11 protein-coding genes and 1 pseudogene are annotated in these 15093 nt (G+C 64.5%); 9 read left to right on the top strand and 3 right to left on the bottom strand.

What is annotated here, in order from left to right; all coding sequences use genetic code 11:
- The first annotated feature begins 1 nt into the window (after nt 1).
- The gene (locus B843_RS11925) at nt 2-949 is read left to right on the top strand and encodes a sulfite exporter TauE/SafE family protein (RefSeq protein ID WP_025253722.1); all 948 of its coding nucleotides are present in this window, start codon (nt 2-4) and stop codon (nt 947-949) included.
- Between the two features lie 42 nt (nt 950-991).
- Here B843_RS11925 and B843_RS11920 read toward each other — a convergent pair whose 3' ends face one another.
- Entirely contained in the window at nt 992-2335 is a 1344-nt protein-coding gene (locus B843_RS11920; protein ID WP_025253721.1) for an AI-2E family transporter, read from the bottom strand.
- Nucleotides 2336-2677: 342 nt separating this feature from the next.
- Between B843_RS11920 and dnaK the strand changes: the two genes are divergently transcribed.
- The 4 genes from dnaK to B843_RS11900 all read left to right on the top strand — a co-directional run bounded on the left by dnaK (nt 2678) and on the right by B843_RS11900 (nt 7213).
- Nucleotides 2678-4513, top strand: coding sequence for a molecular chaperone DnaK (gene dnaK, locus B843_RS11915; protein WP_025253720.1), 1836 nt, complete (start codon nt 2678-2680; stop codon nt 4511-4513).
- Entirely contained in the window at nt 4510-5166 is a 657-nt protein-coding gene (grpE, locus tag B843_RS11910) for a nucleotide exchange factor GrpE (RefSeq protein WP_025253719.1), read from the top strand. Before dnaK ends, grpE begins: the two co-directional genes overlap by 4 nt.
- Before the next feature lie 373 nt (nt 5167-5539).
- On the top strand, nt 5540-6745 hold the full coding sequence (gene dnaJ / locus B843_RS11905; RefSeq protein ID WP_025253718.1) for a molecular chaperone DnaJ: 1206 nt from the start codon (nt 5540-5542) through the stop codon (nt 6743-6745).
- 51 nt (nt 6746-6796) lie between these two features.
- Nucleotides 6797-7213, top strand: coding sequence for a heat shock protein transcriptional repressor HspR (locus tag B843_RS11900; protein WP_025253717.1), 417 nt, complete (start codon nt 6797-6799; stop codon nt 7211-7213).
- 49 nt (nt 7214-7262) lie between these two features.
- Here B843_RS11900 and B843_RS11895 read toward each other — a convergent pair whose 3' ends face one another.
- Entirely contained in the window at nt 7263-8753 is a 1491-nt protein-coding gene (locus tag B843_RS11895) for a PucR family transcriptional regulator (protein ID WP_025253716.1), read from the bottom strand.
- Between the two features lie 123 nt (nt 8754-8876).
- Between B843_RS11895 and gabT the strand changes: the two genes are divergently transcribed.
- The 4 genes and pseudogenes from gabT to B843_RS11875 form a co-directional block, all read left to right on the top strand.
- On the top strand, nt 8877-10208 hold the full coding sequence (gene gabT / locus B843_RS11890) for a 4-aminobutyrate--2-oxoglutarate transaminase (RefSeq protein WP_025253715.1): 1332 nt from the start codon (nt 8877-8879) through the stop codon (nt 10206-10208).
- A 38-nt stretch (nt 10209-10246) separates the two neighbouring features.
- A complete protein-coding gene (locus B843_RS11885; RefSeq protein ID WP_034649362.1) occupies nt 10247-11722 on the top strand; it encodes an NAD-dependent succinate-semialdehyde dehydrogenase in 1476 nt (491 codons plus the stop codon).
- Between the two features lie 40 nt (nt 11723-11762).
- The gene (locus B843_RS11880; RefSeq protein ID WP_025253713.1) at nt 11763-12986 is read left to right on the top strand and encodes an aromatic amino acid transport family protein; all 1224 of its coding nucleotides are present in this window, start codon (nt 11763-11765) and stop codon (nt 12984-12986) included.
- A gap of 134 nt (nt 12987-13120) precedes the next feature.
- A pseudogene (locus tag B843_RS11875) lies at nt 13121-13501 on the top strand (trimeric intracellular cation channel family protein); the annotation flags it as partial.
- A 26-nt stretch (nt 13502-13527) separates the two neighbouring features.
- Here B843_RS11875 and B843_RS11870 read toward each other — a convergent pair.
- On the bottom strand, nt 13528-15051 hold the full coding sequence (locus B843_RS11870; protein ID WP_025251850.1) for an IS1634 family transposase: 1524 nt from the start codon (nt 15049-15051) through the stop codon (nt 13528-13530).
- Nucleotides 15052-15093: the final 42 nt, after the last annotated feature.

Here is a 15093-nt window from a genome sequence, read left to right as displayed (position 1 = left end):
AATGCGCACACTCATCTTCATCGCCATCGCTGGCGCCGCGGCCCAGCTCGTCGACGGCGGGCTCGGCATGGGCTTCGGCGTCACCTCGACCACCATCCTCATCCTGCTCGCGGGCGCCGGCCCGGCGCAGGCCTCGGCCATCGTCCACGCCGCCGAGGTGGGCACCACTCTCATGTCCGGGCTTGCCCACTGGCGCTTCGGCAACGTCGACTGGAAGGTGGTGCTCAAGCTCGGCGTCCCCGGTGCGATCGCCGCCTTCATCGGGTCCACGCTGCTGGCGAACCTCTCGACGTCCGCCGCGAAGCCGGTCACCTCGGCGATCCTCGTCGCCATCGGCATCAACCTCGTGTGGCGCTTCTCCAAGGGGCGCGTCGCGCGCGAGGTGACCAAGCGCACCTACTCGACGCCCTTCCTCGTGCTCTTGGGCTCGGTCGGCGGCTTTGTCGACGCCTCCGGTGGCGGCGGCTGGGGGCCGGTGACCACCTCGACGCTCATGGGGCTGGGGCGTCAGGAGCCGCGCCGGATCGTCGGCACCGTCAACACCGCGGAGTTTCTCGTCTCGGTGGCCGCGACCCTAGGCTTCGTCGTGGGGCTGTGGGACGACCTCACCGCCAACCTCGCGGCCGTGGTCGCGCTGCTCATCGGCGGCGTCATCACCACCCCGATCGCCGCGTTCCTCATCTCGCGCATGAACCCGGTGGCGCTCGGCGGGATCGTGGGCTCGCTCATCGTCATGCTCAACCTGCCGAACGTCCTCGCCCTGCTCGGCGCGGGATCGATCGCGCACACCCCGGTGCAGTGGGGGATCCAGGCCGCGGTCTTCGCGGTGGGCGTGCTGCTCACGCTCCGCGGCGTCGCGATCGCCCGCGCCCGCCGCGCCGAGGGGCAGGTGAGCACCTCGCGCAGCGAGGAGTTCGAGGATTCGGAGACCGCCGCGGTGGCGTCCTAAAGGAAGGCCGCGGGCCAGACGCCGTAGGCGTCGGCAAGCGTGCTACTCGCTCTTCTTTCCCAATCCGCTCAGGCTCTCTCGGAAGCTCCCCCACGCCTCCTGGACGCTGACGTTGGTCTCGGTCTCCATGGAGGTGGCCATCTCCATGTCGTCGATGGTGATCTCGCCCGCGCGCAGCGCCACCAGCTCGGTGTGGTAGCGCACGAGCACCGCCAACGTCGCCGCGATCGGCACCGCGAGGAACGCGCCGATGACGCCGAACAGGGTGGAGCCGAGCGTGACCGAGAGCAGGACGATCGCCGCGTGCAGGTTCATGGCCTTTGACTGCAGCAGCGGCTGCAGGATGTGGCCCTCGATCTGCTGGACGGCGATGATGAGGATGAGCACGAACACCGCGCTCTGGATGCCGTTGGACACCAGCGCGATGATGACTGCCAGCGCGCCCGCGGAGAACGCACCGACGATCGGGATAAAGCCCGCGAAGAAGGTGACCACGGCCAGCGCGAGCGCCAGCGGCACCTTGAGCACGATGAGGCCCACCCCGATGAAGATGGCGTCGACCATCGAGACCGTGGCCTGCGCGCGGACGTAGCCGCCGAGGGTGTTCCACATGCGGGTGAGCACCTCGGTGAGGTGCCAGCCGACGTTCGGGCCGGTGGTCTTGCGGATCATCGGCAGGAACTTGTCGCCGTCCTTTAGGAAGAAGAACGACAGGATGATCATGAGCACGACCGTGACGAGCACCTCGCTGGCCATGGCCACGCCGCCCACCACGCCGGAGGCGATGTTGGACATCTGGTTCTGCAGGAAGGTGATTCCCTTCTGAATGAGGTTGTCGTACTGGCTCATATCAATATTGAGCGGGCCCGTCTCCAGCCAGTTGCGCACCTGGTCGATGCCCTGGCTGGCCTTGTCCACGAGGTCCTTCGACTGGCCGGCGATGCTCGGGGCGATGAGCGCGACGATGCCGCCGATGAGCGCGATCGAGCCCAGGATCACGAGGATGACGGCGAGCGCGGCGGGAACCTTGCGGGCGCGCAGCCAGCGCACCGGCGGCCACCACACGGTGCAGACGATGAGCGCGAGCATGACGGGCAACAGTCCCGACCAGATCGTGCCGAGCGCCTTCCACAGTATGACCACGGCCGCGGCCATGATGATAAACCGCAGCGCCCAGCCCGCGACCCAGCGGCCGTCCTGCCCGAGGATCAGCGCGCGGTCGACCGTGGGCGCCGGCGCGACCAGTGGCTCCTCTTCGAGGGGGAGGACGTCTTCCTCCACGACTTGGTCCAGCACCTCGTCGAGGCGGGTCGCGGGGTCTTTCGCATTTCGCTTGTCGACGCCTTCGGCTCCCGCCTCAGGGTTCGGCTTGTCTTCGCTACTCATAGTGCCTACCACTTTGCCACAATCCCGCAGGAAGTGGCCACAGAAGTTTGCCGACGTCTCGCGCGCGAAGGCGCGTGTCGGGTGGGGTGTGTAGGGTTCAAAGCCATAGGCGTCGGAAAGCGAAAGCGGGCGATGACCAGCGCGAAAAGAACGGAAATAAAAAAAGTTGAGTCAGGTGGGAACAACTTTGTGGGAAGCCGCGTTACTCTAAGTGTCAGGTTGAGTGAGGCCGACTCAAGTAGCTGGACATTACCGCTCCGGTGGTGGATACTAAGTTGAGTCGACGGCAGTCAACTTCATAAACGCAGTCAACAATCACTACTTTTTCTGGAGGAAATCATTATGGGTCGCGCAGTAGGTATTGACCTTGGTACCACCAACTCTTGTGTTTCGGTTCTCGAGGGCGGCGAGCCGGTAGTCATCGCCAACTCCGAGGGCTCCCGCACCACCCCGTCGGTGGTCGCTTTCGCGAAGAACGGCGAGGTGCTCGTCGGCCAGTCCGCTAAGAACCAGGCCGTCACCAACGTCGACCGCACCATCCGCTCCGTCAAGCGCCACATCGGCACCGACTGGACCGTGTCCATCGACGACAAGAAGTACACCCCGCAGGAGATCTCCGCTCGCACACTCATGAAGCTGAAGAGGGACGCGGAGGCCTACCTCGGCGAGGACGTCACCGACGCCGTCATTACCGTTCCTGCCTACTTCTCCGACGCGCAGCGCCAGGCCACCAAGGAGGCCGGCCAGATCGCGGGCCTCAACGTCCTGCGCATCGTCAACGAGCCGACCGCGGCGGCGCTAGCCTACGGCCTGGAGAAGGGCGAGAAGGAACAGACCATCCTGGTCTTCGACCTCGGTGGCGGTACCTTCGACGTCTCCCTTCTGGAGATCGGCGACGGTGTCGTCGAGGTCCGCGCCACCGCCGGTGACAACCAGCTCGGCGGCGACGACTGGGACAACCGCATCGTCGAGTGGCTGATCGACAAGTTCAAGGCCTCCAACGGCGTGGACCTGTCCAAGGACAAGATGGCCATGCAGCGTCTGCGCGAGGCCGCCGAGAAGGCGAAGATCGAGCTGTCCGCCTCCCAGTCCGCCACCATCAACCTGCCGTACATCACCGTCGACGCCGACAAGAACCCGCTGTTCCTCGACGAGACCCTGTCTCGCACCGAGTTCCAGAAGATCACCCAGGACCTGCTCGACCGCACCAAGACCCCGTTCAACCAGGTCATCAAGGACGCCGGCATCTCCATCTCCGACATCGACCACGTGGTCCTCGTCGGTGGCTCGACCCGTATGCCCGCCGTCTCCGACCTAGTCAAGGAGCTGACCGGCGGCCGCGAGCCGAACAAGGGCGTGAACCCGGACGAGGTCGTCGCCGTCGGCGCCGCCCTGCAGGCCGGCGTCCTGCGCGGCGAGGTCAAGGACGTCCTGCTCCTCGATGTCACCCCGCTGTCGCTGGGCATCGAGACCAAGGGCGGTGTGATGACCAAGCTCATCGAGCGCAACACCACCATCCCGACCAAGCGTTCCGAGACCTTCACCACCGCGGAGGACAACCAGCCCTCCGTCCAGATCCAGGTCTTCCAGGGCGAGCGCGAGATGGCCGCGGCCAACAAGCTGCTGGGCTCCTTCGAGCTGGGCGGCATCGCGCCGGCACCGCGCGGCGTCCCGCAGATCGAGGTCACCTTCGACATCGACGCCAACGGCATCGTCCACGTCACCGCGAAGGACAAGGGCACCGGCAAGGAGAACACGATCAAGATCCAGGAGGGCTCCGGCCTGTCCCAGGAGGAGATCGACCGCATGGTCAAGGACGCCGAGCAGCACGCCGAGGAGGACAAGAAGCGCCGCGAGGAGCAGGAGACCCGCAACTCCGCCGAGTCCATGGCCTACCAGACCCGCAAGTTCCTGGACGAGAACTCCGAGAAGGTCTCCGAGGACATCAAGACCAAGGTCACCGAGGCTGCCGACGCCGTCGACGAGGCCCTGAAGGGCGACGACATCGACGCCATCAAGGCCGCCGTCGACAAGCTGTCCACCGAGAGTCAGGAGATGGGCAAGGCCATCTACGAGGCCGAGGCCGCCAACGCTGGCGCCGCCGATGCGGGTGCCGCCAACTCTGACCCGAACGTCGTCGACGCCGAGGTCGTGGATGAGGAAGAAGACAAGAAGTGAGCGTAAACGACAACCCGGGCGACAAGGACTTCACCGAGCCTGCTGAGCCCAACGAGCCCACCGGGTCCACTGGGTCCACGGGGTCCGAGGCCCGCGCCGCGGACCCGGCGGACGCCGCCGCCCAGGCTGCCGACGCCTCCGAGCTGGATCCCACGCTCGAGGCGGACCTCGCCGAGGCGCTCGCCGACATCGATCCGGACGCACCCGCCGACGCCGATGGCGACGGCAAGGTGGACTCGGTCGAGGCGCAGCTCGCCGAGCGCACCGAGGACCTGCAGCGGCTGTCCGCGGAGTACGCGAACTACCGCCGCCGCACGGACCGCGAGCGCAAGGTGAGCATCGACAACGCCAAGGCGCAGGTCATCGCCCAGCTGCTGCCGGTCCTAGACGACCTCGAGCTGGCGGAAAAGCACGGCGACCTCGCCGAAGGCCCGCTCAAGGTGTTCCGCGACAAGTTGGTGGGCATCCTGGACGGACTGAAGGTCACCTCCTTCGGCGAGGAGGGCGACGCCTTCGACCCGGAGCGCCACGAGGCGGTCCAGGATCTTTCCACCGGCGACGAGAAGGCCATCGGCACGGTGCTGCGCAAGGGCTACCAGCTCGACGAGCGGCTGCTGCGCACGGCGATGGTGATCATCGCCGACCCGGCCTAGCGTCTCGGCGCCGCAGGCGTCGACAAGCAAGAAAAAGGGAGCCCGCCACCTGCAGGCAGCTTGGAAACCCCAAGTGCTGCGGCTGGCGGGCTTTCTCATACTGTCCCCGCCGGGCAACCCAAAACCTGATATAACTACGCTCAAGAAACATTAGCCTGATAGACTCAACTTATTGCCGCAATTTGGGAATTCTTCCACGTCGCGGGCGTTTTATTAAGTGTATGGAACCTCTGTTGAAAGCTAAGCAGGGGCAAATAAAAACAGAAGGAAAGTGCATGAAACGTATTCACACCCCGGCGGATGACCCCGTGCGCGCAAGAGGCGGCGCGATCCGCGCTAGTTACAGTTCAACCAAGGAAGGAGGCAACCACTAATGGCACCAAAGAACGAATGGGCGGACAAGGACTACTACGCCGACCTGGGCGTGTCCAAGACCGCGACCGAGGCCGAGATCAAGAAGGCCTACCGCAAGCTCGCCCGCGAAAACCACCCCGACTCGCACCCGGGCGATAAGGCTGCGGAGGAAAGGTTCAAGGAGATCGCCGAGGCGTACGACGTCATCGGCGACGAGAACAAGCGCAAGGAATACGACGAGTTCCGGTCCATGATTGCCTCGGGTGGCTTCCGCGGCTTTGGACAGAATGCGGGGTCCGGCTTTCCGGGCGGGTTTCGCACGCAGACGGGCGAAAACTTCGACTTCGACCTCGGGGACATTTTCGGACATCGATCTGGAACGGGTGGAAGCAACGCTCAGGAAGGTGGTTTTGGGGATATCTTCGGTGGGCTTTTCAACCGCGGCGGTGCTCATCGCAACGCAGGCCGGCCGCAACGAGGGGCGGACGTCGAAACGGACATCACCCTTGAATTCCGGGAGGCGGCAAAAGGGACGACGATCCCGCTAGAGCTGACCGGCGACGCACCCTGCACCACCTGCCACGGCTCCGGCTCGAAGTCCGGTAAGTCGTCGCAGTGCACCTACTGCAACGGAACCGGATTTACCTCGGAAAACAGGGGCGCGTTCGGGTTCTCCGCGCCGTGCACCCACTGCGGCGGCACCGGCAAGATGATCACCGACCCCTGCCCCGATTGCAACGGCACCGGAACCGTCCGCCGCTCGCGCTCGATCACGGTTCGCATCCCCGTCGGCGTTATCGACGGCCAGAAAGTGCGGCTGGCAGGGCAGGGCGAAGCCGGGCCCAACGGGACCCCGGCCGGCGACCTGTTCGTCAACGTACACGTGAAGGCCGACCCGGTGTTCACCCGCGCGGGCGACGACCTCGAGGTCACCGTCCCGATCACCTTCGCCGAGGCCAGCCTGGGCGACACCGTCTCGGTGCCCACCCTCGACCAGCCGGTGCGGCTGAAGATCCCGGCGGGCACCCCGAACGGGCGCGTGCTGCGCGTGCGCGGCCGCGGCGTCCCCAAGCGCAACGGCTCGGCGGGCGACCTTCTGGTCAAGGTGTCGATCCAGGTGCCGAAGCACCTCGACGCAGCGGCCAGCAGCGCGCTGCGCACCTACGCCCAGGCGGAAAAGGACGCCGGCTTCAACCCGCGCGCGGGCTGGGCGGGCGCCGTCTAATCAGGAAAACACAACGCTTTAAGAATTCATCGTGATGGGAGGTGACAGACCATGGCTAGGAAGAACGACCGCTCGGCACACGACGAGGAGCTCGGCGAGGTCTTCGTGATCTCCGTCGCCGCGGAGCTCGCGGGCATGCACGCGCAGACGCTGCGCCAGTACGACCGCCTTGGTTTGGTCACGCCGCAACGGACCTCGGGCGGCGGGCGCCGCTACTCGCTCCACGACGTCGAGCTGCTCCGCAGCGTTCAGCGCCTCAGCCAGGAGGACGGCGTGAACCTGGCGGGCATCAAGGCGATCATCGAGCTCAAGAAGGAAAACGCGCGCCTGCGCAAGGAAAACGAGGAGCTCAAGGGCGAGAACGAGCAGCTGCTCGCCCACGGCAACCGCCCCCGCGGGGAGATCGTCCACGTGCCGCGCTCGACCGCGGTGGTCATGTGGGAGCCGCGCAGGGGCCGCCGCCGCTAGGCGGGGCTTGGCTGCGAGGCCGAAGGCGTCGAGAAGCCGATGCAGGCAGTTAGTTCTGTGTCGGCTTTTCGTGCGCGTGGCGGGAGACCGCGACGATGAGCAGCTCCGCGCGAGTGACCGGGTCGTTCAAGTCGACCTCGCAGATCTCCTCGATCTTGGTCAGCTTGCCGCGGATGGTGTGCCGATGGACGCCGAGAGTAGCGGCCGTCGCCTTCGCGTTGGCCCCGGAGTAGAGGTAGGTCACGAGCGTCTGCACGAGATCGTTGTGATGGGCCCCGTCATGATCGGCGAGCTTGGACAGGGTCTCGCGCGCTCGGTGGTCGAGGGCCTGGCGCACGGCGGCGTCGTGAATCCACTTGAGCGGAGAGCTTTCCGGGCCGAGGAAATGCCCCAAGGGCAGGGACTTTGCCGTGGTAACCAGTGCATCGACGATCGTGGCGTCGATGTTTTCCCACTCCAAGGCCGCGCCGATGGCGATCCGGGCGAACTCGCGCCGCGCGCCGACGAGCTCCATGATCTCCTCCGGGGTGCGCGAGCCGCGGAAGAAAACCAGGGTGGTCTTGGAATCAAGCGATAGCGCGCACAGCTCGCGGTCCGACTTGGACAGGGCCTCGTCGATCCCATTGAGCAGCCTTGCGCTTTGCTTGTCGACGTTCGTGTGGATGATGACGGGGCGGATCATCCCCCTGGAATCGGCGATCCGGGAGAAGGCACGGGTCAGGTGTTGCGGCTGGGCGTCGAGCCCGAGCAGGACGCTCAGGGCCAGGGAGTTGAGGGAGGCACGGGCGCGGCGCAGGCTGAGTGGGCGCTGGAGGAGGAGGTCGGCAAGGCCTGCCACGTGCTTGATGTACTGGCGATCGAGGGGAGTCAGCGAGCTGTTGCTGAGCGTGACGAACGAGTGAAAGCGCTCCCCGAAGCTCAGCATCCGGTGGTGGATGTGGTGCTGCGCGTGGTCGGGGGCTACGGTAGCGTCGAGACCATCGCGGTTGGCGCGGGCAACGACGCGGTCGTCGTTGTCGATGATCGCCACCGCGCACCCGAGATCCCGCGAGGCGAGCTCGATCAGGGCATCGATCCCGCCGGTGATCGCCGCCTGGGTCGCGTTGCGCTGCTTGCGGGATAGCTCCTCTTGCATGAGGGATTCGCGCTTGGAGAACTCGCGGTTGACGGCCTCCGTGATGGAAAGGAACGCGGTGTCGTGGGGCACCTCGAACAACGCCATGTCTTCCGCGCGCGCACCGTCGATGAGTTGGGTCGGCACGGCGTCGAAGATCAGCCCGGTGCCGAAACCAATGGCGGCGACGCCCGCCCTCTTGAGCGTCCGGACGTAGTCACCGAATCCGTCCGCGTTGCCCTCGAAGCCGAGGCCCACCGTAAGGACGATCGCCTTGTCGGAGAGGAAGGGGGAGGGGTCGGTGAGCTCGGTCGCTTGGACGACCCTGAAGCTTGATGACTGTTGGTTAATAGAAAGTAATTCGAGCGACTTCTGCGAAAGTAGCCATCGTAATGGCAGTTCATTCGATTCGAAATGATGCTCCATGCTGCACGATTATACAAACTGGCCAATGATCTGGTTCAAATTTCGACAACATGGCCATATGTCGAAGGCTGGTCCGTGTCTCAGTATGAACTCATCCACTTCAACTGACACGGAAGGAACACCATGAAGGACCTTGAGTACCACCTCGAGCAGACGGTGAAGAAGGCAGATGTCGAAACCGGAGGCTCGCTCAACCAGCAGCTGGACGAGCGTCGCGTGAAGGCCGTGCCGCGCGCCCTCACCCCCGGGCTGCCGGGCTACGTCGTCGATGCAGACGGCGGCGTCTTGGTCGACGCGGACGGCAACTCCTACATCGACTTCGCCTCCGGCATCGCGGTGACCTCCGTGGGCGCGTCCAACCCGGCGGTGGTCGCCGCCGTCCAGGAATCGGCCGCCCACTTCACCCACACCTGCTTCATGGTCTCCCCCTACGAGTCCTACGTCGCGGTGGCAGAGAAACTCAACGCGCTCACCCCGGGCGACCACGAGAAGAAGACCGTGCTCCTCAACTCCGGCGCAGAGGCGGTGGAGAACGCGGTGAAGATCGCGCGCGCCTACACCAAGAAGGACGCCGTCGTCGTCTTCGACAACTCCTACCACGGCCGCACGAACCTCACCATGGCCATGACGGCGAAGAACACCCCGTACAAGACCGGTTTCGGCCCCTTCGCCACCGAGGTCTACCGCGCGCCCATGTCCTACCCGCTGCGCGACGGGCTCACCGGCGAGGCGGCCGCCGCGCGCACGATCCACATGATCGAGAAGGAAGTCGGGGCTGAGAACCTGGCGTGCGTGGTCATCGAGCCCATCCAGGGCGAGGGCGGATTCATCGTCCCGGCGGAAGGCTTCCTGCCCGCGATCGCCGCATGGTGCAAGGACAATGGCGTCGTCTTCGTCGCCGATGAAATCCAGGCGGGCCTTGCCCGCACCGGAAAGTGGTGGGCGGTCGACCACGAGAGCGTGGTTCCGGACCTCGTCACCATCGCGAAGGGCATTGCGGGCGGCATGCCGCTGTCGGCGGTAACCGGTCGGGCCGAGATCATGGACGCCCCCGTCGTCGGCGGCCTCGGCGGGACCTACGGCGGCAACCCCGTGGCTTGCGCCGCGGCGGTCGCGGCGCTCGGGCAGATGGAGGAGCTTGATCTCCCCGGCCGCGCCCAGGAGATTGAAAAGATCGTTCGCGAAGAGCTCGAGCCCCTGCTCGAGCTCCCGGAGGTCGCGGAGATCCGCGGGCACGGCGCGATGATCGGCCTGGAGTTCGTGGACGCGGACGGCAAGCCGAACGCCGCGCTGACCAAGGCGGCCGCGAAGGCCTGCATGGATGCTGGCGTCCTCATCCTCACCTGCGGCATGGACTACAACGTCATTCGCCTGCTCCCGCCGCTGGTCATCCCTGAAGCCACCCTGCGCGAGGGGCTCCGCATCCTCGCCGCAGCCATTCGCGACAACGCCTAATGCTGTCTAATACGGCCCACCCACCACGAGGTAAGTCAATGAGAACTGGAATCGGAAACGCCCAGCACGCAGCCCAGGTCCCCACCGGAATGTGGCTGGGGACCAGCCTGCTCGCCGCGAACCGCGGGCAACAATTCGCGGTCGACGATCCCGCCACTGAGGCGGTCATCGCCGAGGTGGCCGATACCACGGAAAAGGATTGGTTCGATGCGCTCGATCTCGCCGAGCAGGCACGCCCGGAATGGGAGGCCACGTCGCCGCGCGAGCGCTCCGAGCTGCTTCGCGAAATCTTCAACGAAATCGTTCGGCGCAAGGACGAGTTCGCTGTGGCGATGAGCTGCGAGATGGGCAAACCCTTCGCCGAGGCGCTCGGCGAGGTGGCCTACGGTGCCGAGTATTTCCGCTGGTTTGCCGAGGAAGCGGTGCGCTCGAATGGGCGCGTCGCGCCAGCCCCCGCCGGCAACGGGACCATCATCGTCACGCGGAAGCCGGTCGGCACCGTCGTCGCGATCACGCCGTGGAATTTCCCGCTGGCAATGGCCACGCGCAAGATCGCACCCGCGCTCGCCGCCGGTTGCCCGATCATCGTGAAACCGGCTGCGGAAACCCCGCTTACCCTGCTGCTCCTTGGCGAGGTCATCGCGGGAGTGTGCCTCAAGTTGGGCGCGCCCAACGGGATCGTGTCTATCCTGCCCACCACCGATGCCGCCGGGTTCTCCTCCTCCCTCATGAAGGACCCACGGGTCAAGAAGGTCACCTTCACCGGGTCGACCGGGGTGGGCAAGCTCCTCGTCCGTCAGTCCGCGGACAACCTGCAGCGCACCTCGATGGAGCTCGGCGGTAACGCGCCGTTCGTCGTCGCCGAGGACGCGGACCTCGACCTGGTTCTCACCTGCGCGATGCAAGCGAAGATGCGCAACGGCGGCGAGGCGTGCATCGCGGCCAACCGCTTCCTCGTCCACGAGGCAGTTGCGGAGGCATTCGTCGACAAGCTCACCGCGAGCATGCAGGCGGTGCGCACCGGACACGGTCTCGAGGAGGGAACCACCTTGGGCCCTATCATCACGAGAAAGCAGCGCGACCGCATCGCGGAGCTCGTCGACGAAGCGATCGCGGGCGGCGCACGCGCCACCACCGGCGGCAGCACGCCATCCGGGCAGGGCTATTTCTACCCGGCGACCGTGCTCGTCGACGTCCCCGAGGATGCGCGCATTCTCCGCGAGGAGATCTTCGGCCCCGTGGCCACGGTCACCACTTTCGCCTCCAACGAGGAGGCGGTGGCCAAGGCCAACGCGACCGAGTTCGGCCTCGCCGCCTACGCCTTCACCGAGAACGTCCACACCGCGCAGTACTTCGCCTCGCGCCTCGAGGCGGGCATGGTGGGCATCAATCGCGGGGCCATCTCGGACCCGGCGGCACCGTTCGGAGGAATCAAGCAGTCCGGTTTCGGCCGCGAGGGCGGGACCGAGGGCATCGAAGAATACCAACACGTCCAGTACCTGGCGTGGACCTAGAAACGCACCACCCATGAATGGATCACAAGGAGGATAGACAATGACTCAGACGCAAGTTCGCCCCACGGAGACAGAAGTGAAAGACACCCCCACCCTGTCAGTTTTGCAGGGAGTTGCCCTCATCTTCGGCACCAACATCGGCGCGGGCATCCTGAGCCTGCCCTACGCCGCGCGCAACGGCGGGTTCCTCGCCCTTATCATCGCCCTGCTCGTGGCGGGAACCCTGACCACGTTCTCCATGATGTACGTGGCCGAGGTCTCTCAGCGGACGAAGGAACCGCTCCAGCTCTCGGGACTTGCCGAGAAATACCTCGGGCAGTGGGGAAGGTGGTTGGTCTTCGTCGCCATCATGGTCAACAGCATCGGCGCGCTCATCGCCTACGCCGCGGGCTCCGGAACCCTGCTCAACAGCATCTTCGGGCTGCCGCCGATGGCGGGTACTTTGTTCTTCTTCATCCTCGGTAGCTTCGTCATGTGGAAGGGCCTCCACGCAACCGGCTTCGTCGAGGGCCTGATCACCTCCGGCATGGCCGCCATCATCCTCATCCTGAGCGGCTGGACCCTCTTCGGCCCGGGCATCGACGTAAGCAACCTCCTGGTGCTTCACCCCTTCTTCATCGTGCCGATCATGAACCTGGCCGTGTTTACCTTCATGGCGCAGTACGTGGTGCCGGAGCTGGTCCGCGGCCTCGACCCGAACAATCCCAAGGCAATCCCGCGCACGATCGTCGCCGGAATGGGCATCACCGGTTTCACTCTTGCGCTGGTCCCCTTCGTCGCCCTCGGCCTGCTCGGCGACGGCGTCTCCGAGGTGGTCACCCTCTCGTGGGGCGAGTCGCTCGGCCCGGTCGCGTTCTACCTGGCCAACGCCTTCGCGCTGCTGGCGATGTTTACCTCCTTCATCGCCATCGGGTACACCGCCATGCGCAACATTCTGGACATGACCCGCTGGGACGAGCACGGCAACAAGCGCCTCCTCGCGGTCCTGCTCACGGTGCTCCCGCCGCTGGTCATCTCGATCCTCGGCCTGGGCGGCTTCGTTTCCGCGCTGTCCTACGCCGGCGGGTTCGCGGGCGCGATCATGTCCATCGTCCCCGTCCTTCTGCTGAGCGCCTCGCGGAAGTACGGCGATGCGCAGCCGGTCTGGCAGGTGACCTGGCAGGGCCACATCATCGTTCGCGGCACCCTCATCGCCGTCTACGTGATCGCCTTCCTTTACTCGGTGGCTGCCATCTTAGGCATCCTCCCGAACGGCTGGTCCTAGCCGCGCGGTTGCAGGCCACGCGCGGTCACGCGTCGACAAGCGACGTCCTCTTGCTGGGCGTCGCTTTTCGACGCCTACGGCTTGGGGGTAAACGGCTTTAGGAAGCCCGTGCGCAGGCACTAAGCTGACACATCGTGTCTGACATTGATCCCCTCATCTGGACGCTGTACAAGTCCTTCGACCTGCTGGGCGTGGTTCTCAACGGCATGATCGGCGGCACGATCGCCCGCCAACGCAACTTCGATTTCGTGGGCTTCGCCTTCCTCGCGCTGTTCTCGGCGCTCGGCGGCGGCATGATCCGCGACGTGCTCATGCAGAAGGGCACCGCGGCGGCGATCGCGGACCCGACCTACCTGCTGCTGGCGATCGCGGGCGCGGCCTTCGCGCTGCTGACCCACCTGAAGGGCAAGGCGTGGGAGTACTTCCGCGTCCACGGGGATTCGATCATCTTGGGCGTGTGGTCGGTGACCGGCTGCGTGAAGGCGCTGACCTTCGACATGCCGCTGACCTCGGCCCGAGTTAGGTCAGATTAGTGCCGAAATTAGGGTTGGAGGATTTTGGTGACGATGGCTTGGGTGTCAGCGGGTAGCGGTGTCGCGGCGTGGATGGCGCGGCCGGCGACGGTGAGTTCGAAACTCCGGTACTTTTTCAAGGTTCTCACGAGTCGTTTGATGGTTTCCCCTGTGGCGTTTTCCATCATTTTGCTGATCGCGAGTGCAGCCATCACGATGTTGAGGTGAGCGTTGATGGAGTCGTGCTTGCGCGCGTATATCGGCCTGGCCTGGAGGTCTGATTTTGCCATCCGAAACGACCGCTCAATGTTGAGCAGTCGACGGTACATCCCCAACACATCAGAAGCAGACATGCTGGTCAGGGTGGTTTCGTATCCTTTGATTCCTGCTAGCTGCCGGTGTTTGGCAGCGAGTGTGAAGTTGACTTGTTTGTTCGGGGCTTTCAAATCAACGTAGCGATTGCGTTTGATGGCTACCTCACCGTTGACAGCACGCTTGGCTTTGGCGAGCTGCTCGTCGATCCCACGGACGGTTCGCCTAGCTCGATCAAACGAGTAGTGATAATGCGTCACCGAGTTCGGGGTACCGCTTTGACGTCCGTCGGAAAACGACGGCTGTGACCAGATCTGCCCGTGGGTGTACTCCAGTCCGGGATGTTGACGTACCCAGGAGGCAATAACCTCAGGCACGTTGGGCACTTTGGTGGACAAAATATAGTCCAGACCAGCATCGATAATCGCTTGCTTGTTACCAGCAGAAAACATGCCCGCATCAGCGACGACAGTGACCTCGTTTAAGTTGTAGGCCTGCTGGAAAGCTCGAATCATCGGCAGCATCGTGTGCGTTTCTGCTTTGTTGCCTTCGAACGCCCCAATATGCAGTGGAAAACCGGTTTGGTCGGCGAGCAACCCGACCAAGATTTGGGGTTCGACTCGCCGTTCTTTGGAGTACCCAGATTTGCGAAGATCATCCGGGGTGTCAGTTTCGAAATACAAGGTCGTGACATCGTAGAGAATGAAACTTCCCCGACCAACACCTGCGTGACGAGCCAAGCACTGGGACAGGATTTCCCGGAAATCATCCGTCGCGTACCCGGGTAGTCGGCGTTGGATCGTTTTGTAGCTTGCCGACGCAACACCTACTTCCGCAAGAGTTTCAATCGAGTCCAATTTCGATCCGGGTTGGATAATCCGAGCCCTGACTAGATCCAAAAACACCTGATCGTCACCGGTTGCAACATCCAAACCAAGCCGCTGGTAACACGCGTCAATACAGTCAAGTAGATACCCGGCCTTCTGCCCCGTCACCGGGAGTGGATTGTCCTTCGAACCGGATCCGCCTAGGGCTGTGCCCAAGCCCCCTAAGGGGAGATCTAAGACCAGCTGGTCCCCGTCGATGATGCGCTGCGCTTGAGCCTTTAACAACGACAATTCATGCTCATCGTGAGCTGATCCGACATGCCGCAGCGTCTTTTTGCCCGCATGCTCACCAAAAACAACTTGCACAGCGGTAGCCCCAGAAGCAGTCTTCACAGTACGGACATAGGGACTCATAAAAGATCACACTAACAGCTACCCCCACGACCGCACCCTTAG

Source organism: Corynebacterium vitaeruminis DSM 20294 (assembly GCF_000550805.1).
Lineage (GTDB): Bacteria > Actinomycetota > Actinomycetes > Mycobacteriales > Mycobacteriaceae > Corynebacterium > Corynebacterium vitaeruminis.
Note: the sequence above shows the minus strand (reverse complement) of the source record. Positions and strands in the feature narration are given on the sequence as shown.

Bases quoted from the DNA above. Each gene is read 5' to 3' on its own strand.
- B843_RS11895 (WP_025253716.1), bottom strand. From the start codon at position 8,753: ATGGAGCATCATTTCGAATCGAATGAACTGCCATTACGATGGCTACTT.
- dnaK (WP_025253720.1), top strand. From the start codon at position 2,678: ATGGGTCGCGCAGTAGGTATTGACCTTGGTACCACCAACTCTTGTGTT.
- dnaJ (WP_025253718.1), top strand. From the start codon at position 5,540: ATGGCACCAAAGAACGAATGGGCGGACAAGGACTACTACGCCGACCTG.
- B843_RS11885 (WP_034649362.1), top strand. From the start codon at position 10,247: ATGAGAACTGGAATCGGAAACGCCCAGCACGCAGCCCAGGTCCCCACC.
- B843_RS11880 (WP_025253713.1), top strand. From the start codon at position 11,763: ATGACTCAGACGCAAGTTCGCCCCACGGAGACAGAAGTGAAAGACACC.
- gabT (WP_025253715.1), top strand. From the start codon at position 8,877: ATGAAGGACCTTGAGTACCACCTCGAGCAGACGGTGAAGAAGGCAGAT.
- B843_RS11925 (WP_025253722.1), top strand. From the start codon at position 2: ATGCGCACACTCATCTTCATCGCCATCGCTGGCGCCGCGGCCCAGCTC.
- B843_RS11870 (WP_025251850.1), bottom strand. From the start codon at position 15,051: ATGAGTCCCTATGTCCGTACTGTGAAGACTGCTTCTGGGGCTACCGCT.
- B843_RS11900 (WP_025253717.1), top strand. From the start codon at position 6,797: ATGGCTAGGAAGAACGACCGCTCGGCACACGACGAGGAGCTCGGCGAG.
- B843_RS11920 (WP_025253721.1), bottom strand. From the start codon at position 2,335: ATGAGTAGCGAAGACAAGCCGAACCCTGAGGCGGGAGCCGAAGGCGTC.